Below are 21,434 nucleotides of genomic sequence, written 5' to 3'. Positions count from 1 at the left end.
CGCCGGTGCCACACTGGGGAGGGTGACCTCGCAGCTCCCCTTCGCCAGCGCCTACTCCCACGGTTTCGCGCGCGTCGCCGCGTGCACGATCCCGATCGCGATCGCCGACCCCGACGCCAACGCCGAGGCGGTCCTGGCCGAGGCCCGCGCGTGCGACGCCGAGGCCGTCGCCGTCGCGGTGTTCCCCGAGCTGTGCCTCACGGGTTACGCGATCGAGGACCTCGTCCTGCAGGACGCCGTGCTCGACGGGGTCGAAGCGGCCATCGAGCGCATCGTCGCGGCATCCGTCGATCTGCTGCCCGTTCTCGTGGTGGGCGCGCCGCTGCGCCACCGCAACCGCCTCTACAACTGCGCCGTCGTGATCCACCGGGGCGCCGTGCTCGGCGTGGCGCCGAAGGCGAACCTCCCGACCTACCGCGAGTTCTACGAGCGCCGGTGGTACGCCGCCGGCACCGAGTGGGACGGCGAGTCGATCCGCATCGGCGAGCTCGAGACCGTCATCGGGACGAACCTGCTCTTCGACGTCCGGGACGTCCCCGGGCTGATCCTGCACGCCGAGGTCTGCGAGGACGTCTGGGTGCCGGTGCCGCCGTCCTCGCGCGCGGCGCTGGCCGGTGCGACGCTGCTGGTGAACCTCTCCGGCTCCCCCATCACCATCGGACGCGCGGACGATCGCCACATCCTGGTCCAGTCGCAGTCGCTGCGCTGCCTGGCGGCCTACGCCTACGCGGCCGCGGGGATGGGCGAATCGACCAACGACGTGTCGTGGGACGGGCAGACGATGATCTACGAGGGCGGCTCGCTCCTCGCCGAGACCGAGCGGTTCCCCGACGGCCCGCGACGCAGCGTCGCCGACGTCGATCTCGACCGCATCCGCCAGGACCGCTACCGGCAGGGCACCTTCGACGACAACCGGCTCGCGACGAGCACCGACTTCCTCACCGTCGACACGTTCCTGAATCCGCCCGCCCACGACATCGGACTCCGCCGCGTCCTCGACCGGTTCCCGTTCGTGCCCGACGACCCCGCCCGGCTCGATCAGGACTGCTACGAGGCGTTCAACATCCAGGTCTCCGGCCTCGAACAGCGGATGCGGGCGATCGGCTCGCCGCGGCCCGTCATCGGCGTGTCGGGGGGCCTCGACTCGACCCACGCGCTCCTCGTCGTCGCGCGGGCCATGGACCGGATGGGGCGCCCGCGCAGCGACATCCTCGCCTACACGATGCCGGGCTTCGCCACGAGCGACCACACCAAGTCCAACGCCGTGAAGCTCGCTGAGGCCATCGGCGCCTCGATCGAGACGATCGACATCCGACCCGCGGCGAACGAGCTGCTCAGCGGCATCCGGCATCCGTTCGCCTCGGGCGAGCCCGTCTACGACGTGACCTTCGAGAACGTGCAGGCGGGTGTCCGCACCGACTTCCTCTTCCGGCTGGCGAACCGCCACGGCGGGATCGTCATCGGCACCTCCGATCTGTCGGAGCTCGCGCTCGGATGGGCGACCTACGGCGTCGGCGACCACATGAGCCACTACGCCGTCAACGTCGGCGTTCCCAAGACGCTCATCCAGCACCTCATCCGCTGGGTCATCGCGCACCGCGAGGGAACCGGCACCGACCTGACCGACGAGGCCGTCGCCGTGCTCCAGTCGGTGCTCGACACCGAGATCAGTCCCGAGCTCGTGCCCGCCGGCGAGGACGGCAAGGTCCAATCGACGCAGGACACGATCGGCCCCTACGCGCTTCACGACTTCGCGCTGCATCACGTGCTCCGCTACGGCTTCCGACCGTCGAAGATCGCCTTCCTCGCGCAGCACGCCTGGTCGGACGCCGAGGCGGGCGACTGGCCGCCGGGCTTCCCCGTCGCGGACCGCTACGCCTACGACCTGCCCGAGATCGTCACCTGGCTGCAGGTGTTCGTGAAGCGCTTCTTCGGCTTCGCGCAGTTCAAGCGCAGCGCCATCCCGAACGGTCCGAAGGTCGCGGCCGCGGGGTCGCTCTCTCCGCGCGGCGACTGGCGGGCACCCTCGGACGGCAACGCGGCGGCCTGGCTCGCCGAGCTCCGTCGGGCGCTTCCCGACCTCGTCGACTGACCGGCCGCGCGCCGCGCCTCAGGCCGTCGGGAGCATTCCGTAGGCGAAGGTGATCACCCAGCCGTCGCGCGACGCGTCGACGAGGCCGTACTTCATCGTGCGGTCCGGGATCCAACCGCGGCGCCGGCCGGAATCGAGCCGCACGTGCTCGGGAGCGACGCGCACGCCGCGCCCGTCCGCCTCGAGGACGGCCTGCACGCGGACCCAGTGGTCGACGAGGTCGGCGGTCCTGTCGATGTCGAAGATGTGCGAGTGCTTCTTCATGCGGGCGAGGTCCGCCGGCTCGGGATGCGTGTCGCGGATGTCGACGCCGAGGGGCAGACCCGGGTCGCTCACGGCCACGACGGTGGCCGCGCGGAAGCTGGCCGTGGTGATGGCGAGCGGCACGTCGACGTCATCGCGTGTCGCGACGAGGTGCGTGTGGTAGCCGAACCCGCGCGGCGCCTCGCGCACGATGCGGACCTCGTCGACGGGGCAGCCCAGCCTGTCGGCGACGAGCTCGCGCGCGATCATCCGGCGCCGGTCGTGGACGCTGATCGCCGGGTCCCAGCCGAGGCGGGCGGTCACGCCCTCCGGAGTGTCGAGAAGCACAGTCTTCATGTCGTCGTCTCCCGTCGCGCGGTCGTTCCGGCGCCAGTCTAGCCACGCGGATCCTCGCGCCGACCGTCGCGGCGCCGGGCATAACGAACGGTCAGGATGCCGCGGCATCCGACTCCCGCCGAGGCTGCTCCGCGTGATCACCCGGCGGGCTCGCCTAGGCTGGCGGGATGACGTTCGATTCCGGCGGAGACAAACGACCCAGCTCCGCGCGCATCGCGATCTGGGTCGTCGTGGGCGGCATCGGGGCGTACCTGCTCTTGTCGGGGATCATCGGCATCCTCGCCCGGGGCGGTGCCTGAGATGCGTCTGCTCGTGGTCGCCCACCGCGACGAACTCGTCGGTTTCCCCGCGGTCATCCCCGGTTTCGACATCCTGCTCACGGGGCCCGGGAAGGTGCTCGCCGCTCACGAGCTCACGCGCGCGCTCGACCGCACCGCCTACGACGAGGTCGTCGTGGTCGGCACCGCGGGCGCCGTCGCGGGCGCCGTGGGTCCGGGTATCCACCAGATCGCCGCCGCCGTGCAGCACGACGTCTTCGATCTCGCCGGCGTGCGGGGCCGGCACATCTCGATGCCCGAGCGCGTCGAGACCGGAGCCGCCGGCGTGACGATCGCCACCGGCGACGTCTTCGTCGACGACGCGGACTCGGTCGCCCTGATCCGCTCGCTCGGCGCGGAGCTCGTCGACATGGAGACGTTCGTCTACATCTGGGTCGCGCAGCGCATGGGCGTGCCGATCCGCGTGCTCAAAGCTGTCTCGGACGACGCGCAGGATGGCGCGACGACCGGGTGGGACGAGGCGGTCGCCGCGTGCAGCGCCGCGCTCTACGCCCGGGTCCGCGAGGACTACGGCGTCTGACGATCGCCGCCGGGTCGGAACAGCCGACGCAGCAGCAGGAAGACGACGATCGCGACGACGGCGACGAGTCCGAACTTCAGGGCGAACGCCGCCAGTCGCAGCACGACATCGACGACCACCCACGCGATCACGATCGCCGCGATGACGCCGACGACGGTCCAGAAAGTCCTCACCTGCCCAGCCTAACCGGCACCCATCGCCTCGCGCTGCGAGATCGCGCTCGGTCCCTCGGGCGTCGCCTCGACGAGCACCTGCGCGGGCAGCTGCTCCTTCATCGCCTCGACGTGGCTGATCACTCCGACCGTTCGTCCGCCGGCGCGCAGTTCGTCGAGCGTGCGCATGGCGAGCTCGAGCGTCTCGGGGTCGAGCGAGCCGAAGCCCTCGTCGATGAACAGCGTGTCGAGGCGGATGCCCCCCGCGCGACCGGTGACGACCTCGGCGAGGCCGAGCGCGAGCGCGAGCGAGGCGAGGAAGGTCTCGCCGCCCGAGAGGGACTGCGGAGAGCGCAGCCGTCCGGTGTACGCGTCGAGAACCTCCAGCGCGAGCCCCGACGCCGCGCCGCGGGCCTGGAGCGCGTCGCTGTGGTACAGGGTGTAGCGGCCTGACGACATGTCCTGCAGCCGCAGGTTCGCCGCCGTCACGATCTCTTCGAGCTCGGCCGCGAGCACGAAGGTCTCGAGGTCCATCTTGCGCGTATTCGGCGCGCGCCCGGCGACGGTGTCGGCCAGACGGGTGACGGTCGCCGTGGTCTCGGCGCGAGCGCCGACCGCGGCGAAGGCCGCATCGATCCGGACGATGAGCTCCCGCAGCCGCTCGGCATCGTGCACCGCGTCGCGATGCGCCGCGATCGCGAGCGAGCGGGCCTCGTCGGCCGCCGCGAGCCGGTGCGCCGAGGCGTCGAGATCGGGGCGGCCGGCGCCCTCGCCCGCCGCCGCCAGCTCGAGCTCGAGCAGGCGGGCGCGCGTGGCGGCCACGTCGGCGGCGCGCTCGGCGAGTCGCGCGGCCAGCGACGCGGTCTCGTCGGCGGGCAGGAGCGCGGCGGCGACGGCGTCCGCGTCGTCGAAATCGGATGCGGCGACCCGCGCCGCACGGTCGGTCGCCGCATCCGCGGCCGCTCGCTCGCACCCGGCGAGCACGGCGCGAGCCTCGGCGGCGGTCCGCGCGACTTCGCGGCGGGCGGATGCGGCGGCGAGCCGCTCCGCGACGCTCGCGAACGTCCCCCGGGCGTCGCCGACCTCGCGCTCCAGGCGCGCGACGGTCGACTCCGCCACCGCGACCGCCGCGCGCGCCGCGGCGATCGCCTCGTCGAGACGCGCCCGCTCGACCGCGGCCGCCGCGTCGAGCCGGTCGAGCTCGCCCCGCTGCGCGCTCAGCTCCGCAGCGCGCGCTCGAGCGCGCTCGGCGACGGACACCTCGTCGGCGAGGGTTCCGCTCGACGCCTCGAGCTCGGCCGTCGAGCGCCCGCCGGAGCGCGCGGCCGCGTCGGCGTGCGCCGCCCGGAGCGCCGTGACGCGCTCGCTCCGCTCACGGAGGACGGCGTGCGCCGCATCCCGATCCGCCTCAGCGCGGGCGATGTCGTCGTCGGTGACGGGGTCGTCCGCCGGCGGTGCGGGGTGCGGGTGTTCGGCAGCGCCGCAGACGGGGCACGGCGCGCCGGGAGCGAGCCCGGCCGCGAGCTCGGCGGCCCGGCCGGTGAGCCGCCGTCGCAGCAGGTCGGTCACGGCGGCCCCGGCGGTGTCGGACCGTGCGCTGGCGGCGAGGTGGTCGGCGTCGGCCGCCGCGAGCCGATCGGCGAGGGCGGCTGCCTCCTGCGCGGCCGCGAGCTGCGCTGACAGCTCGGCGCGACGCGCGAGCAGGTCGTCGAGGCGGGTGGCATCGGTCGTCGTCGTCGCGAGCTCGGTCTCGATGCGCTCCCGCTCAGCGGGCACGAGCGCGTGCTGCTCGATGAGCGCCGCGAGCTGTGCGGTGAGATCTGCGGCCGCCGCCTCGCGCCGCTCGCGTTCCGCGGCGGCGTCGATCAGCTCGCGCTCGCGCTCGGCGGCATCCGTCCATCGGGCGATGTCGCCCGTCAGCTCGTCGTCGAGGGCTGCGAGGTCGTCGTCGGGAGCGCCGCCGGACTCGACCCAGCGCTCGTCGGCGACGCGCGCGAGCTCACGGGCCTCGTCGAGGGCGCTCTCGGCGCGGACGGCGAGCTCGAGCGGTGCACGCAGCGCCTCGGCCGTCCGGGCCCGGTCGAGGCGCCGCGCCTCTTCGGCCCGTCGCGGAGCCTCGGCGTCGAGGCGGTCCATGCGTACCCGGGCGACCTCGAGCTCGTCGAAGACCCGCGCGCGCTCGACGAGCTCGGCGTGCACCGACACCGCAGTCGCATGCTCGGCATCACGCTGCGCGCGGGCCTGCGCGGTCTGCTCGATCCGGTACTCCGCCCGCTGAGCGGCGCGCTCCACGCGCGACCGGCGCGCCGCCAGATCGATGGGCGCCGGGGCGGCGGCGTCGCCCGTCGCCGCGTCGCCCGCGTCGGCGTCGGTGACGGCGGCCGCCAGCGCCGCCTCGGCGACCTCGAGCAGCGTGCGCGTCTGCGCTCCCGCATCCTCGAGTTCGCGCTGGGCCGCCCGCCGTCGATCCTCGAGCTCCTCTTTGTACCTCTCGAACCGGCGCGTGCCGAACAGCGTCCGCAGCAGCTGCTGACGCTCGTCGTTGCGCGCCAGGAGGAAGCGCGAGAACTTGTTCTGCGCGAGCAGGATGACCTGCTGGAACTGCTGCGCGTTCAGGCCCAGGATCTCGTCGAGCAGCACGCCGACCTCACGCGGCTTGGCCGCGCGACCGATCCAGACGCCGTCGACGGACTCTTCGAGCTCGGCGCGGGCCGCCTCGGTCGTGAGCTTGTCGCCGCGTTTGGCGGGGCGCTCGTAGTCGGGCGACCGTGTCACCCGCCAGCGCTGCGCCCCGACGGTGAACTCCAGCCGCACCTCGGTGGGGTCGCCGAGGAAGCTGTGGTCGCTGCGGAGGCGCCGCTCGCCGCTGTCGTAGCGCGGCACGGCGCCGTACAGCGCGAAGCTCACGCCGTCGAGGATGCTGGATTTGCCCGCCCCGGTGCGCCCCGAGATGAGGAACACGCCGTCATCGTCGAACGCGTCGAAGTCGACGACCTGGCGCTCGCGGAACGGCCCGAACCCTTCGAGCTCGATGCGGTGCAGCTTCACGCGAGCGCCTCGACGCGCACCCGCTCATCGAGGATCTCGGCCAGCAGTTCGCGCTCGGACTCGTCGGCGCCCGCACCGTCGCGCACGTGCACGAGGAACGCGTCGACGAGCTCGGCGTCGTTGCGCGCCGAACGCACCCGCTGGACGTAGGTCCGGCTCGAGCGCTCCGCGACCACCGCCGGCGCATGGACGACTTTCGCGCAGAAGGCGAAGCGCTCCTGGAGCCGCCGCATCGGATCGCGCTCGGGCAGCGTGTCGGTGTACTCGACGCACACCCACGACGACTCGTGCGGAAGGTGCGCGGGATCGGCGAGGATGTCGGCGAGGGGGCCGCGCAGCGTCACGACCGGCCGCGGCACCGGAAGGTCGAGCCACGACGTCTCGACGTGACCGTCGGCATCGAGGTCGACGAGCCACGAGCCGCGCGGCTTGTCACCCTCGCCGAAGCTGTAGTGCAGCGGAGCCCCCGAGTAACGGATGGCGGGCGCGAGCTGCTGGCGACCGTGGATGTGGCCGAGCGCGACGTAGTCGATGCCCGCCAGGCCGGCCAGAGGGACGACGTCGAGCCCGCCCTGCTGGATGTCGCGCTCGAGGTGCGGCGTCGGCTCGACGCCGGCGGCGAAGCAGTGCGCGATCGCCACGGAGCGCCCGCCGCGCTCGCTGAGGTCGGCGCGGATGAGGTCCATCGCACGGTCCATCACGGCCGCCTGCGACCGCGCTTCGGGCCACAGATGCCGCAGCAGCGCGGGCTCGAGGTAGGGGATGCCGTAGAAGTGCACGGGGCCTGCGGCATCCGGGATCGTGATCGGCGTGCCGACCGACGCGGGATCGGTCACGACGTGGATGCCGCCTCGCAGCAGACCGGACTGGAACCCCAGCCGGGCGGCCGAGTCGTGATTGCCGCTCGTCACGATCACGCACGCGCCGGTGTCGGCCATCGCGCGGAGCGTGTCGGTCAGCACGCTGTAGCAGGCGGCCGCGGGGGTCGCGGAGTCGAACACGTCGCCCGCGACGACGACGACGTCGACCCGGTGCTCGCGGACCTGCTCGGTCATCACCGCGAGCACGTCGCGAAGGGCATCGAGGGTGGAGTGACCGTGGAAGGTCCGCCCGATGTGCCAGTCGGAGGTGTGCAGGATGCGCATGACCCACACGCTAGAAGAGCCCTCCGACATCCCCCGCGAGCCATGCCGGGAGCGGAGCACACTCTCAGCGTCGGGCGGCGTCCCGCCCGGCGAGTCTGCCCGCGCGCCGCCGCGCCGAGAGGTCGATGACACCGACGAGCAGCGCGAGGGCGAGGAAGAGCGCCACCGAGATCATCCCGATCGCGTACGCATCGTGGTAGACGACGATGTCGGCGTCTCCCCCGCCGGCGGTCTCGCGGAAGACCGTCGAGTAGAACAGCGACAGCGCGACGGCCGTGCCGACCGCCGTGCCAATGCGCTGCACGAGCTGGCCGACCGACCCGGCGAGACCGCCCTGCTTGACGGGCACGTCGGCGAGGGTGAGGGTCTGGTTCGGCGCGATCACCATGCCGCCGCCGAAGCCGCCCACCGTGAGCACGGCCGCCATCGCGAACTCGACGATCCCGGGCGGCACGAGGTACGCGATGAGGGCGAGCGCGGCCGCCGAGACGAGGACGATCGCGAGCCCCCAGACCACGAGGGGGCGGCCGACACGCGTCACGAGACGACCGCCGAGGTACGACGAGAAAGCGCTCGCGACCGCGAAGCCGATCGAGACCATTCCGGCGAAGACGGGGGCGAGCCCGACGCCCAGCTGCAGGAACAGGGTCGTCAGCAGGAACATCGCCGGCAGCGCCATGAAGTAGACGGCCTGGATGAGCGTGCCGTTGCGATACGACGACACGGCGAACAGCCCGAGCGGCACAAGGGGGTGTCTGCCGGATGCCGCGTACCGCCGCTCCCACCAGACGAAGACCGCGGCGAAGACGGCGAACACCGCCAGCATCCACCAGCGCTGCGGGTTGTCGTCGGACGACCCGGTCGTCAGGAGGAACGGCGCCATCAGCGCGACGACGACCACGGCGAAGAGCGCGAGGCCGACGGGGTCGAGCTGGAGGCGCGTCGGCCGGGAGTCCCGCGTCTTGGGCAGCAGCCAGATCACCCCCGCGAGGACGATCAGGGTCAGCGGCACGTTCATCCAGAAGATCCAGCGCCACCCGTCCTGCGCACCCCCGAGCGCGATGAGCAGGCCGCCGAGCGTCGGCCCGAACGCCGTCGAGATGCCGATCGTCGCGCCGAAGAGGCCGAAGGCACGGCCCCGCTCCTCGCCCTGGAACATCTCCTGGGCGAGACCGATGACCTGCGGCATCTGGATGCCGGCGGCCACGCCCTGCACGAGGCGCGCCGCCAGCAGCACCGAGGTGTCGGGGGCGAGGGCGCACACGACGCTCGTCGCTGCGAACAGCACGAGGCCGACGATGAACAGGGCCCGCCGCGAGCGCTGATCGCCGATGCGGCCGGCGGGCACGAGCGCGAGACCGAACGTGAGGACGTAGCCCGAGACGATGAGCTGCAGCTCGGTGGAGCCGGCGCCGAACGCCTGCTCGATGGAGGGCAGCGCGACATTGACCTTCGTCAGGTCGAGGATCGTCAGGGCGGCGACCGCGACGCACACCCAGAAGGCCCGCCATCGCTGGTGCACCGACAGCGGAATCGTGGCCGTGTCGCTCATCGGGGACAGGCTATGCCCGCTCGGATGCCGCAGGCTCGCTCTTGCGCTCGGGCCCGGGCGACCGTAGGTGCGCGCCGGGCGGTCATCCTGCACTCCCCAGACAGGCGATCACGCCGAGGCAGGACGTTCGCTGCAGAATGCTCCTGCGTCGGCCGGATCTCCTGTGTCGGCCGCGCGGCCGCGGACGACGCGCAGCCCGGGAGCGACAGCCCCCGGGGTGCGCGTGCGCGGTCGGTCAGTCGCCGACGAGTTCGTCGACGATCCGCTCGAACTCGGCGTCGTCGAGGTTCAGGCCGACCTGCGACAGCCGCTGCCGGACGCCGTGCTCGACCGTCGCGCGGTTCTCTCCGGCGAGGTCGGCCCGCAGCTGCGCGACGAGACCGTCGAGCCGTTCGCGGTCGTCGGTCTCGTGCATCGCGAGCGCCGGGCCGTCCTGGACGCCGGGAGGCGAGACGGGGGTGTCCGCCTTCGGTGGGGTGACGTCGCCGTCGGTGCCGGGCGAGGTGGCCCGGGTGCCGCCGCGTCCGGTCTCGGGCGCATCCTGGGTCGCCGAGTCCGACACGCTGGATTCGTTCTCGTCGGCCTGTCCGCTCATCGCTCGTCCTCCGCCTGCTCGTCGGTGACGAGGTCGGGGTCGAGCCCCTGCTGGATCTCGGCGCTCTCGACGAATCCGTCCGGGCTGTCGCCGTCGGGCGCGGGAGCGGCGTCCGCGGGGGTGTCCGCGTCGCGTACGGCGTCGTCCTCGGCCTCACTGGCGGCGAGAGACGTGGCGCCGGCGCCGTCGGGATCGACGACGCCCTCGGGTAGATCGCGGTTCATGTCTGTCTCCTTCGATCGATCGCCTCAGTCTGATCGCACGCCCGGTCGGGTATCACCGTCTTGACAGCGGCACCGAACGGCCACTTGCTCCCGACGGGCGCCGTTCGGGGCCGACCGATCACTCCGTGACGTCGGCGCGATCGACCTCGAACGTCTCGCTCCGGCCGTCGGGGGTCGTGACCGCGACCGACGCCGTGCCCTCGCCGCCCGGGAACACCCGGAACGACAGCCCCTCGAGGTAGTCGTAGTCGGGCCGGTCTTCGCGGGCGCCCCAGGGCAGCACCGCGCCCGGCCGCACGTACACCGGCAGGCTCAGGACGTCGTGGGTCTCGCGCAGCCACCGCCCGCCGGCGACGCGCTCGCCCGTCAGCAGGTGCGTCCACGTGCCCTCGGGCAGGTAGAACTCGACCTCGCCGTCGGCCGAGAAGACCGGCGCGACGAGCACATCCGCCCCGAGCATGTACTGACGGTCGAGGTAGGCCGCCGCCGGGTCGTCGGGGAACTCGAGCACCATCGGTCGCATGACGGGCACGCCGGTCCGCGCGGCCTCGAGTCCGGCCGCGTGCAGGTACGGCATGAGCCGCATCTTCAGCCCCGTGAACCGACGCGTCACCTCGACCGCCTCCTCGTCGAACATCCACGGCACGCGGTACGACTGCGACCCGTGGAAGCGGCTGTGGCTCGAGAGCAGGCCGAACGCCGTCCAGCGCTTGTAGACGCCGGCATCCGGCGTTCCCTCGAACCCGCCGATGTCATGGCTCCAGTGCGCGAACCCGCTCATCGCGAGCGAGAGCCCGCCGCGCAGCGTCTCGGCCATCGAGGTGTACGTCGACGTGGAGTCCCCACCCCAGTGCACCGGCATCGTCTGGCCGCCTGCCGTCGCCGACCGCGCGAAGAGCACGGCCTCGCCCGCGCCGCGCTCCTCGACGAGGAGGTCGTGGACGGCGCGGTTGTACAGCTGCGCATAGAGATTGTGCATGCGCTCGGGGTCGGAGCCGTCCGCCCAGACGACGTCGACGGGGATCCGCTCCCCGAAATCGGTCTTGAAGCAGTCGACGCCCTGGGCGATGAGCGCACGCAGCTTCGACTGGAACCAGGCGACCGCGTCGCGGTTCGTGAAATCGACGAGCGCCATCCCGGCCTGCCACATGTCCCACTGCCACACCGAGCCGTCGGCGCGCCGCACGAGGTAGCCCTCGCGCCGCGCCTCGTCGAACAGCGGCGAGCGCTGGCCGATGTAGGGGTTGATCCACACGCTCACGCGCACGTCGCGCTCGTGGAGGCGCGCCAGCATCCCGTCCGGGTCGGGGAAGACGCGCGGATCCCAGGCGAAGTCCGACCAGTTGAATTCGCGCATCCAGAAGCAGTCGAAGTGGAACACCGACACGGGCAGCTCGCGAGCGGCCATCTCGTCGAGGAAGCCGGTGACGGTCGCCTCGTCGTAGTCGGTCGTGAAGGATGTCGAGAGCCACAGACCGTACGACCAGGCGGGCACGACGGGCGGACGACCGGTCAGCGCGGTGTAGCGCGCGAGGACGTCCTTCGGGGTCGGTCCGTCGATGACGAAGTACTCGAGCACCTCTCCCGACACGGCGAACTGCACGCGCTCGACCGCTTCGGAGCCGACCTCGAACGACACCCGCCCGGAGTCGTTCACGAGCACGCCGTAGCCGCGGCTGGACACGTAGAACGGCACGTTCTTGTACGCCTGCTCGCTCGCGGTGCCGCCGTCGGAGTTCCAGATGTCGATCGTCTGGCCGTTCTTCACGAGCGGTCCGAATCGCTCGCCGAGGCCGTAGACGAGCTCGCCGACGCCGAGGTCGAGCTGCTCGTGCACGAACGTCCGCGCCCGGGGCGCGTCCTTCTCGCCCGGCAGATCGACGGGGCCGCGGTCGATCGGCGCGTCCGCGTCGACCCGCGCCCAGGCCTGGGCCTTGCGGCCGCTGCCGGTCAGCCGACGCTTCCCCGAGGTGAATTCGAGCGACCACGGGGCGCCTCGTCGGATCGTCGCGCGCAGATCTCCCGTGGCGAGGATGCCGCGGTCGGCGTCGACCTCGGTTCGGCCCGGGCGCCGGGCGGGGTCACTCACGGCCCCCGGGAGCTCGAACCCGGCGGGCGCCTCGCCGCCGTCGTGGTGCGCGATGCGGACGCGGACGACGCCCTCGTGGGGCGACGAGAGCGTCACGGTCAGGACCGGACGGTTCAGCGTGTCGCCGCGGCTCTCGATGGTCTTCGTCGGCGCCGTGACGACGAGGCCCGGACCGTCGACGGTGTCGGCGGTCTCCCAGATGTCGTAGGCCTCCTGGCCGTACAGCGCGGTGACACCGGGGCGCAGTCCCCAGAATCCGTCGGTCAGCTTCACGTGGTGCTCCTGTCGGGGGTGGGTCGTGAGGAGAGTCGGCCATCGAGCGGCTCGATCGCCAGCTCGGCGCCGCGGAGGACGGTGACGCGGTCAGCGGCGATGTCGACGTCGACCGCGCGGTCAGCGGCGGTGAGGCGGTACCGGCCCGCCTGATCTGCGCTGCGGGCGCGCAGGCTCACGCGCCCCGGCCGTCCGTCCGCCCAGTCGAGGTCGAGCAGGATGCCGGGCCGCACCACTGCACCGCGGAGCCGTCCCCGCGCCAGAACCGGCGGGGCGGCGGGTAGGAGGTCGATGCACCCGGGGCGGTGGCTCTGGACGACGCATTCGAGCATCGCGCCGACGAGCCCGAGGTTGCCGTCGATCTGGAACGGCGGGTGGGCGGCGAAGAGGTTGGGGTAGAGGCCGCCGCGGTGGTGGGCGGGGTTGCCCGCCTCCTCCTGCGCCGGACGCAGGGCCAGATCGATGAGGCGTGAGACGCCGTCCGCGTCCCGCAGCCGGGCCCGGAGGGCGATCTTCCAGGCGAGCGACCACCCCGTCGAGTCGTCGCCGCGGCGGTCGAGCGTCGCGGCGACGGCGGCGCGCTCGGCGGGCTCGGCGACGCGGTCGCCCGGGAACCAGGGGAACAGGTGGGACACGTGGCGGTGACGCGGGTCCTCCTCGTGCGGGTCGCCCTGCCATTCGGCGATGCGGCCGGCGACGCCGATGCGCGGTCCGGCGATGCGGCTGCGGGCGGCGAGCGCCTCGGCGGCGAGGTCCGGTTCGGTGTCGGCGAGGACCGTGCCGGCGATGTCGAGGACGTCGGCGATGAGCGCGCGGTCGAGAGCCGACGAGCGCGTCAGCGCGGCCGGGCCGCGGGCGGTGAGGAACCGGTTCTCGGGCGAGGTCGAGGGGGCGGTGCCGAGTCCCCCGGAACCGTCGTCGACCAGCAGGTCGAGGAGGAAGCGCGCGCATCCGGAGACGACCGGACGATAGCGCGCGAGCGTCGCCCGCGACATCGACCCGTGACGGCGGTGCTCGTCGAACTGACGCACGAGCCACGCCCCGCCGAGCGGCCACTGCGACCACGAGGCGTCGCCGCGGGTGGGCGGGGAGTATCCCCAGAGGTCGCTGTTGTGGTGTGCGACCCAGCCACCGGCCCCGTACAGGCGCGCCGCCGTGTCGGCGCCGTGCGCGGCCAGCGCCTCGAGCATCTCGAGCAGGGCGAGGTGGGCGTCGGCGGCGCCGGTGACCTCGGCCCCCCAGTAGTTCATCGGGGTGTTGATGTTGAGCGTGTACCCCGACGACCAGGGCGGCCGCATGTCGGCGTTCCAGATGCCCTGGAGGTTCGCCGGCGGACCGCCGCGCCGACTCGCGGCGCCGAGCAGATGATGTCCGTACTCGACGAGGAAGCCGAGCAGCGCCTCGGGCGCCGTGGGCGATCCCCCCAGCGGGTCGACGAGCTCGCGCCCGCCCTCCCGATCGTGCGGCGGCGCGCCGAGCTCGAACGAGAAGCCGGATGCCGCGCTTCGGCGCGCGCGGTTCTCCTCGACGTGCCGGGCGGGTTCGGCGCACGCCGCCAGCCGAGCGTCCGCACGCCGGAGCGCCTCGTCGATCGGTTCGGGATCGTGGCCGGTGGCCGGCACGGTCGTCTCGATCGCGAGGGCCAGCTCGACCCGTGTCGCCCCGCGCACGGTGAGACCGTCCGGGGCGTCGGAGAGGGCGCCGTCGTGGCGCAGCCGCAGCGACACCACGACCGATGCGGGACGGATGCCGGGCACGTCCCACGTCACCGCCGGTTCGTCGGGTTCGTGGGCGGGGGCGACGTCGGCCGGCAGATCGAGCACCCACGTGCGCGCGGAGGGATCCGGCATCCGCTCGTCCCGCACGCGGAGGGGCGTCGCGAAGCGCACGCCGACATCGACCGGCACGGAGGTCCGGATCGTGTGGATGAGCAGGTCCGGGTCGGTCGTACAGGCCGTCGAGCTCTCGAGCGCCCCGCTTCGCGCGCGGTGGACGCCCTCGGTCAGGTCGAGCGAGCGACGCAGGGGCGCGGAGCGGTCGCCCCCGGCCGTGACGATGAGCTCGCCGACCGGGAGGAACGCCTGCGCGTACCGATGCTGCAGCACCCGCAGGTGCTGCTCGGCGCCGACCGGGTCCCCGGCGTCGAGCGCCGAACGCGCGGCGGCGAGGGCGACGGCCGCCGCCTCGGGCTCGACGGACTCCCGGCGGGCGCTCGCGACGCCGCCCGACCACGCCGAGGACTCGTTCAGGCCGATCCGGGTCTCACCGCCGTCGACGCCGACCATCGCGCCGAGCCGGCCGTTGCCGAGCGGCAGCCGCTCGAGCCAGGTCCGAGCCGGCGTCGTGAAGGTCAGCGTCGACATCGTCAGAACCGCACCCCGCCGGCCGCGAGTCCCGACCGCCAGTACCGCTGGAGCGAGACGAACACGACGATGATCGGGACGATCGACAGCAGCGATCCGATGATCACGAGCGACTGCAGGCCCGGGATCGTGATCGCCGCCTGGCTCCAGCCCGAGAGGCCGACGGTGACCGGCTGCAGACGCGCGTCGCTGAGGACCAGCAGCGGCAGCATGAAGTTGTTCCAGCTGCCGATGAAGGCGAACAGCAGGATCGTCACCGCGCCCGGGCTGAGGAGCTTGAGGGCGATCGACCGGAAGGCCCGCCATTCGCTGGCTCCGTCGAGGCGGGCGGCTTCGAGCAGCTCCATCGGGACGCTCGTCTGCGCGTACACGAACCCCAGCATGACCCCGAAGGGGTAGACCAGGCTCGGCAGCAGCACCCCGAGCATCGTGTTGTTCAGCCCCATCTCGACCAGCAGCACGTAGGTGGGCTGGGCGAGCACCGTCTGCGGCACCAGCATGCTGCCCAGGGCCGCCGCGAGGATCACGGTCCGACCGCGGAACCGGTACATCGCGAGCGCGTAGCCGGAGATGACGCTGATGAAGGTCATCAGCACGCTGCCGAGGCCGGAGTAGATGAGGGAGTTGAACATCCACCGCCAGAAGATGCCGTCGGCCTGCTCGCTCAGGCGCACGAGGTTCTCGACGAACTGGAAGTCGGCGAAGAGGAAGCCGGGCGTCGAGAACAGGTCGCCGGTGGATTTCGTCGAGGCGACGACGAGCCAGTACACCGGCACGAGGAAGTACAGCGCGACGGCGACGAGGAAGACCCCCGCGAGCATGCGGGCCGCACGGCTCGGGCGCTCGCCCTCGGCGTGCACGCGCGCCCGGCGGGGCCGGCGCGGCGTCTCGGGGGTCACCGGATCGGTGATGACGGGAAGGACGGCCGGGACGGTCATGCGCCCGCTCCCTTCTTCCGGTTCTGGAACCGGGACAGAACGATCGAGAGGATGAAGGTGGCGATCCCCAGGATGATGGCCATGGCCGACCCGAGGTTGATGTTCCCCCCGAGCGTCGTGGCCTGGAAGATGGCCATGTTCGGCGTGTAGTCGCCCGTGACGTTCGAGGTGATCGAGCGCATCGTCATCGGTTCGTTGAAGAGCTGCAGCGTGCCGATGATCGAGAAGAGGGTGGTGAGGACCACCGCCGGCAGCACCATGGGCAGCTTGATCTGCAGCGCCGTCCGAAGTTCGCCCGCACCGTCGATGCGCGCGGCTTCGTACATGTCGCGGGGCACCGTCTGGAGCGCGGCGAAGATGATGATCATGTTGACGCCCGTGACGGTCCACACGGACACGTTCGCGATCGACCACAGCACCGTCCCCGGCGCGAGGAAGTCGACCGGGATGCCCATCCCGCGCAGGCCCTCGACGATCGGGCTCACCCGGGGCTGATACAGGAAGCCCCAGACGAGCGCCGCGACGACGGAGGGGACCGCGTAGGGCAGGAACACGCTCAGCTGGAAGAAGCGCTTGGCGCGGACGACCGCCGAGTCGAACAGCAGCGCGAGAGTGATGGCGAGAGCCATCATCACCGGCACCTGGACGGCCCCGAAGAGCAGGACGCGGCCGAAGCTCGCCATGTAGCCGGCGTCGCCGAAGGCGCGCAAGTAGTTGTCGAGGCCGACGAAGGCCAGCTCGTTCGCGCCGCCGAATCCGAGACCGCCGCGCTGGACGGCGAAGAAGCTCATCCAGATCGCCGTGACGATCGGCAGGATCAGGAAGACGATGAACAGCACGATGAACGGCAACAGGAAGAGGTAGGGCGCCAGGCGCACGCCCGCGCCGCCGCGGAAGCGGCGACGGGGCGTGCCCGGGCGGAGGGCGGTGGCACTCATGAGGCGACGTCGAGGCCCATCGCGGTCAGCTCGTCGATGGTCATCTGCTGCACCTGGTCGAGAGCCTCGGCGAAGGTGATCTGGCGGTTCGCCACCCGGCCGAAGGCGTCCTTGAGCGCGTTGGTCGTGAGGTCGTGGGTGGGACCGGCGGTCCAGGTGCCCGGCACCCGCTCCGCGGCATCCGCGAACACCTCGTTGATGACCTGACCGCCGAAGAACTCACTCGGCTGCAGCAGCGCATCGCTGGTCAGACCGGTCGTGGCCGACGGGAAGACGCCGCCCGTGATGAGGTGCTCCACGCCCCCGTCGCTGGCGTTCAGCCACGAGATGAACTCGACGGCTTCGGCGGGGTGCTCGGAGGTGGTCGTGACGACGTTGACGCTGCCGCCGGACTCGCCGGCGCTCTCGGTTCCGCCGAAGGTCGGAGTCGCGGCGACCTCCCACAGCCCCGCGGTCGACGCCGCGCTCTCCTCGAGGAGCACCGGGAACCATGCGGCGTAGTTGATCGTCGCGATCGTTCCGGCGTTGACCTCGGCCCAGTACTCGGGCGTCCACATCTCGACGACCTTCACGAGGTCCTCGTCGAGGAGGGTCTGCCAGAGCTCGGCGACCTCCTGGCTCGCCTCGTCCGCGACGGTCACCTGCCACGCATCGTCCTGGATCTGGAAGAAGCTGCCGCCGTTCTGCCAGACCGTCTCGAGCCACAGTCCCGCCTCGTTCGGCGAGAACTGCGCGAGGTAGACGTCGGGGTTCGCCGCCTTGAGCGCACGCCCCGCCTCGATGTACTCGTCCCACGTCGTCGGGACGGCGATGCCGTACTGCTCGAAGATGTCGGCGCGGTAGAGCAGCCCGGTGGGGCCGGAGTCCTGCGGGACGGCGTAGACGCTGTCGCCGAAGGTCACGGTGCCCCACGAGCTCTCGGTGAAGTCGCCCTCGAGGTCGCCGGCCCACTCGGTGATGTCGGTCAGGCGGTTGTTGATGATGTGCCCGGGCAGCGAATGGCTCGACATCTGCACGATGTCGGGCGCGGTGCCCGCGTCGATGGCGGCCGGGATCTTGTCGCCGTCGTCGCCGGTCATCCGGAAGAAGTCGATCTGAATGTCGGGATTGGCCCCGTTCCATTCGGCGACGGCGTCCTCGAGCCCGGGCACCCATCCCCAGAACTGCAGGGTGACGGGTCCGTCGGCGGTGGCGTCGCCGCTGTCGCCCGCCGAGCAGCCCGCAAGGGCCAGGGCGGCAGCGGTGCCGGCCGCGAGAGCGGTGATCGTGCGCGTGGAGCGTGCGGTGCGTCGGATGCGTGCCATCGTCGGCACTCCTTCCTGTCAGCGGCCGGCGTCGGCCGCGGTGTCGGTGTCGGTGCGAGGTGCGGTTCGGTGTTCTCGGACGATGCGGAGCCCGCCGGCGGCGACGGCGATCTCGCCCTCCACCTCGGCGGCGGTGAGCAGCTCGACGCCCCGGGCGGGGACGACGCGCTCCTCGTCGGTGTGGTTCAGGACGTAGAGGTAGATGTCGGAGCCGGCACGGCGGCGGACGATCTCGAGACCGTCTCCCGCGACCGACGTCGGCGCGGCCACGCCGGCGCCGTCGAGGATGCGCTCGAGGTGCGCGCGGAGGGCCGCGGCATCCAGACGGGTCGAGATGTAGTGCACGACGCCCGAGCCGACCTCGCGTCGCGTGATCGCAGGAGATCCGGCCGGCAGCACGGGATGCGCGTCGTCGGTGTACGCCGCGACGATCTCGGCGTCGGGCGCCTGGAGGACCTCGCTCCAGGCCTCGGCGTGCGAACCGTCGTCGAGCGTGATGCCGATGCCGGGGTGGAGCGGAACGTGCTCCTCGACCCGGATGCCGGCGAGCTCGGCGAACGCGGCCGAGAACGACCCCGTGCGCACCCGCAGATGCTCGTCGGTCGTGCCCGAGAGATACCAGACCGCGAGGTGGCCGCCCGCGCGCACGAACCGCTCGAAGCGGGTCCGCTGCTCGTCGGAGACCGGGATGAGACTCGGCACCAGGACGACGTCGTACCCGCTCAGGTCGCCGTCGGGCGAGACGATGTCGACGGTGTGTCCGGCAGCCCAGAGCGCCTCGTGGACGGCGGTCACGGCCGGAAGGAAGGCGATGTCGTTCGAGGGCATCGCCCGGGTCTCGCTCGCCCACCAGGCATCCGCGCTCCAGACGATCGCGACGCGGGCGTCGACGACGGCTCCGGACGCGGGACTCGCGGCGAGCTCGGCGAGACCCGCCAGCTCGGCGCCCAGCGCGGCGATCTCACGGTAGCCGCGCGAATCGGCGCCGACGTGGGGAACCATCGCGGAGTGGAAGAACTCGGCCCCCACGAGCGGTGCGCGCCACTGGAAGAACAGCGAGCCGAACGAGCCGCGGGAGATGTACTGATGGGTGTTCCGACGCAGGCGTCCGGGCGCCTTCGGTACGAAGCGACCCGCGGCGTAGTCGTAGGTGAGGCTCGTCGCCTGCTCCATGAGCAGCCACGGCCGACCACCGGCGAACGAGCGTGCGAGATCGGCGCCGAAGGCCACCTGCGCCTCGCCCCGCGGCCCGATGTCGCTCGGGTAGTGGTCGATCGCGACCACGTCGACCTCCGCGGCGAACGCCCAGGCGTCGTAGTGGTTCCACGTCGGCAGGATGAAGTTCGTCGTCAGGGGCACCGCGGGGGTCACCTCGCGCAGGATGCGCGCCTGGTCGCGGAAGCACTCGAGCAGGACGTCGGCGCTGAAGCGCCGGAAATCGAGCAGGTGAGATGGGTTCGGCAGGTACTGAGTCCGCTGCGGCGCGCAGACGTCCTGCCAGTCGGCGTACCCCTGCGACCAGAACGCGGTGTTCCACGTCGCGTTGAGTGCGTCGAGGTCGTCGTAGCGCTCCTGCAGCCAGGCTCGGAAGGCCCGGTCGGTCTCGGGCCCGTACGAGACGGTGCCGTATTCGTTGTGCACGTGCCACATCGCCAGGGCCGGGTGATCGCGGTAGCGCTCAGCGAGAGCGCGGGTGATCCGCTCCGCGGCGGCGCGGTAGGCGGGTGCTGCGGGGTTGTACGTGTCGCGGCTGCCGTGGAGCAGGCGAACGCCGTCCTCCGTGATCGGCAGCGCTTCGGGGTGCAGCCGCGAGAGCCACGGCGGCGGCGACGCGGTGGGCGTCGCCAGGATGACCCGCACGCCGGCCGCGTGCAGGCGGTCGAGCGCCTCGTCGAGCCAGTCTAAGCGGTACTCCCCCGGCCGCGGCTCGAGCGACGACCACGCGAAGACGCCGACCGTGGCGGTGTCGACGTGGGCGCGCGTCATGAGCTCGACGTCCTCGGCGAGTGTCGCGGTGTCCCACTGCTCGGGGTTGTAGTCGCCGCCGAACCACAGACCGCTGTCGTCCAGTCGAAGCGTTTCGATCTCGGGCATGGGTCGATGTCCTCCGGGTGCGGCGATCAGGCGGTCGGGCGGGTGGGGGATGCGGCGGGCGACGCGATCGAGCCGCGGTCGACGAACAGCGGGTCGATGAGACGGATGCCGGGGGCGACCTTCTCGCCGGCGGCCAGCCGCGCTGCCAGCTCTACCGCGAGATCGCACGAGTCCTGGGGCACCAGCGGGATCGCCGTGAGCGGCACCGGCAGCGACCCGGTGTCGTGCGTGGCGGCGAGGGAGAGCAGCGACAGGTCGGCCGGGATGCGCAGGCCACGACGCTCCGCCTCGGCGAGCACACTCAGATGGGCTTCTTCGTTCCCCTGCACGAGGATGCCGGTCGCGCCACCCTCGATCAGATCGCTCGCCGCCCGGCGGAACCGCTCGGAGGCGGCGCCCGGGCCGTCCGGGATGCGCACCTGCGCGGTCACACCGCGCTCAGCGCTGCAGTGCCGGAAGGCGTCGCGCACGCGCGGCGGGAAGTTCGACAGCTCGTAGGCCTCCGGGGTGTGTCCGAGCAGACCGATGCGGGTGTGACCGGCGTCCGCGAGCGCGTCGACCGCCCGGCGCGTGGCCGCCGCGAAGTCGAGGTCGACGCAGACGAGTCCCGCGGTGTCGGTGGGGACGCCGATGAACACCGTCGGAGTGTCGATCGCGCGCGAGAGCCCGACCCGCTCGTCGTTCGGAGCGACGTCGAGGACGAGGATGGCGTCGACGAGACCGCTGTCGGCGACCCGCTGCATCCCGGCGGAGGCCTCGGCCTCGGTCAGGAGCAGGATGTCGTACTCCTTGCGGCGGGCGGCGATGGACGCGGCGAGTACGAACGCCATGTGCGTCGGCGCGTGCGTGTCGGGGCGCAGGGGCTCGGTCAGGGCGAAGATCTGCGTGCGACGGGCGGCGAGCATGCGGGCTCGTGCGTTCGGGCTGTAGCCGAGGTCGGCGACGGCGCGTTCGACGCGCTGGCGCGTCGCGACCGATACCGGCCGCTTGCCGCTCAGCGCGTACGAGACGGTGCTGATCGAGACGCCGGCGGCACGCGCCACCTCGTCGATTCCGACCGTCGATCCCACCGCTGACTCCCTCGTCGTGTGCTGCTGCTCGGTGTCGAAACGCTTCGATCAGTACCCGTCGAAACGCTTCCGCCACGAAGATACGGGTACCGATCGGCG

At 72.2% G+C, this 21,434-nt stretch carries 17 protein-coding genes; 3 read left to right on the top strand and 14 right to left on the bottom strand.

Annotation, left to right across the window (positions count from 1 at the left end; translation table 11 throughout):
- The first annotated feature begins 22 nt into the window (after positions 1-22).
- Positions 23-2,092, top strand: a complete 2,070-nt coding sequence (locus F6B42_RS04955; RefSeq protein WP_150418435.1) for an NAD(+) synthase — start codon at positions 23-25, stop codon at positions 2,090-2,092.
- An 18-nt stretch (positions 2,093-2,110) separates the two neighbouring features.
- Here F6B42_RS04955 and F6B42_RS04950 read toward each other — a convergent pair whose 3' ends face one another.
- The gene (locus F6B42_RS04950; RefSeq protein WP_150418434.1) at positions 2,111-2,692 is read right to left on the bottom strand and encodes a 4'-phosphopantetheinyl transferase family protein; all 582 of its coding nucleotides are present in this window, start codon (positions 2,690-2,692) and stop codon (positions 2,111-2,113) included.
- A 167-nt stretch (positions 2,693-2,859) separates the two neighbouring features.
- On the opposite strand from F6B42_RS04950, the gene F6B42_RS15055 reads away from it, so the two are divergent.
- Entirely contained in the window at positions 2,860-2,991 is a 132-nt protein-coding gene (locus F6B42_RS15055; protein ID WP_263405855.1) for a hypothetical protein, read from the top strand.
- A gap of 1 nt (position 2,992) precedes the next feature.
- On the top strand, positions 2,993-3,550 hold the full coding sequence (locus tag F6B42_RS04945) for a phosphorylase family protein (RefSeq protein ID WP_150418686.1): 558 nt from the start codon (positions 2,993-2,995) through the stop codon (positions 3,548-3,550).
- On the opposite strand, the gene F6B42_RS04940 is transcribed toward F6B42_RS04945, so the two are convergent.
- The 13 genes from F6B42_RS04940 to F6B42_RS04880 all read right to left on the bottom strand — a co-directional run bounded on the left by F6B42_RS04940 (position 3,538) and on the right by F6B42_RS04880 (position 21,335).
- Positions 3,538-3,723, bottom strand: coding sequence for a hypothetical protein (locus F6B42_RS04940; RefSeq protein WP_150418433.1), 186 nt, complete (start codon positions 3,721-3,723; stop codon positions 3,538-3,540). The genes F6B42_RS04945 and F6B42_RS04940 overlap by 13 nt on opposite strands.
- A 9-nt stretch (positions 3,724-3,732) precedes the next feature.
- A complete protein-coding gene (locus F6B42_RS04935) occupies positions 3,733-6,750 on the bottom strand; it encodes an AAA family ATPase (protein ID WP_150418432.1) in 3,018 nt (1,005 codons plus the stop codon).
- The gene (locus F6B42_RS04930; RefSeq protein WP_150418431.1) at positions 6,747-7,895 is read right to left on the bottom strand and encodes an exonuclease SbcCD subunit D; all 1,149 of its coding nucleotides are present in this window, start codon (positions 7,893-7,895) and stop codon (positions 6,747-6,749) included. Before F6B42_RS04930 ends, F6B42_RS04935 begins: the two co-directional genes overlap by 4 nt.
- 64 nt (positions 7,896-7,959) lie before the next feature.
- Positions 7,960-9,447: an MFS transporter gene (locus F6B42_RS04925; protein WP_150418430.1), complete on the bottom strand. Its 1,488-nt coding sequence runs from the start codon at positions 9,445-9,447 to the stop codon at positions 7,960-7,962.
- Between the two features lie 235 nt (positions 9,448-9,682).
- The gene (locus tag F6B42_RS14940; protein ID WP_223878348.1) at positions 9,683-10,042 is read right to left on the bottom strand and encodes a hypothetical protein; all 360 of its coding nucleotides are present in this window, start codon (positions 10,040-10,042) and stop codon (positions 9,683-9,685) included.
- The gene (locus F6B42_RS04915; RefSeq protein ID WP_150418429.1) at positions 10,039-10,266 is read right to left on the bottom strand and encodes a hypothetical protein; all 228 of its coding nucleotides are present in this window, start codon (positions 10,264-10,266) and stop codon (positions 10,039-10,041) included. Before F6B42_RS04915 ends, F6B42_RS14940 begins: the two co-directional genes overlap by 4 nt.
- Positions 10,267-10,384: 118 nt before the next feature.
- Positions 10,385-12,628: an alpha-xylosidase gene (gene yicI / locus F6B42_RS04910; protein WP_150418428.1), complete on the bottom strand. Its 2,244-nt coding sequence runs from the start codon at positions 12,626-12,628 to the stop codon at positions 10,385-10,387.
- A complete protein-coding gene (locus F6B42_RS04905; RefSeq protein ID WP_150418427.1) occupies positions 12,625-14,991 on the bottom strand; it encodes a glycosyl hydrolase family 95 catalytic domain-containing protein in 2,367 nt (788 codons plus the stop codon). The genes yicI and F6B42_RS04905 overlap by 4 nt, the downstream gene beginning before the upstream one ends.
- A gap of 2 nt (positions 14,992-14,993) precedes the next feature.
- On the bottom strand, positions 14,994-15,929 hold the full coding sequence (locus F6B42_RS04900; protein ID WP_191089263.1) for a carbohydrate ABC transporter permease: 936 nt from the start codon (positions 15,927-15,929) through the stop codon (positions 14,994-14,996).
- Positions 15,926-16,867, bottom strand: coding sequence for a carbohydrate ABC transporter permease (locus tag F6B42_RS04895; RefSeq protein ID WP_150418426.1), 942 nt, complete (start codon positions 16,865-16,867; stop codon positions 15,926-15,928). Before F6B42_RS04895 ends, F6B42_RS04900 begins: the two co-directional genes overlap by 4 nt.
- Positions 16,864-18,171 (bottom strand): ABC transporter substrate-binding protein, encoded by a 1,308-nt coding sequence (locus F6B42_RS04890; protein ID WP_150418425.1) that lies wholly within the window; start codon positions 18,169-18,171, stop codon positions 16,864-16,866. Before F6B42_RS04890 ends, F6B42_RS04895 begins: the two co-directional genes overlap by 4 nt.
- Before the next feature lie 18 nt (positions 18,172-18,189).
- Positions 18,190-20,265 (bottom strand): beta-galactosidase, encoded by a 2,076-nt coding sequence (locus tag F6B42_RS04885; protein WP_191089262.1) that lies wholly within the window; start codon positions 20,263-20,265, stop codon positions 18,190-18,192.
- Between the two features lie 26 nt (positions 20,266-20,291).
- On the bottom strand, positions 20,292-21,335 hold the full coding sequence (locus F6B42_RS04880) for a LacI family DNA-binding transcriptional regulator (RefSeq protein WP_223878347.1): 1,044 nt from the start codon (positions 21,333-21,335) through the stop codon (positions 20,292-20,294).
- Between the last annotated feature and the right edge of the window lie 99 nt (positions 21,336-21,434).

Source organism: Microbacterium radiodurans, from assembly GCF_008710705.1.
Classification (GTDB): Bacteria; Actinomycetota; Actinomycetes; order Actinomycetales; family Microbacteriaceae; genus Microbacterium; species Microbacterium radiodurans.
This window is presented reverse-complemented; position numbering and strand designations above follow the sequence as displayed.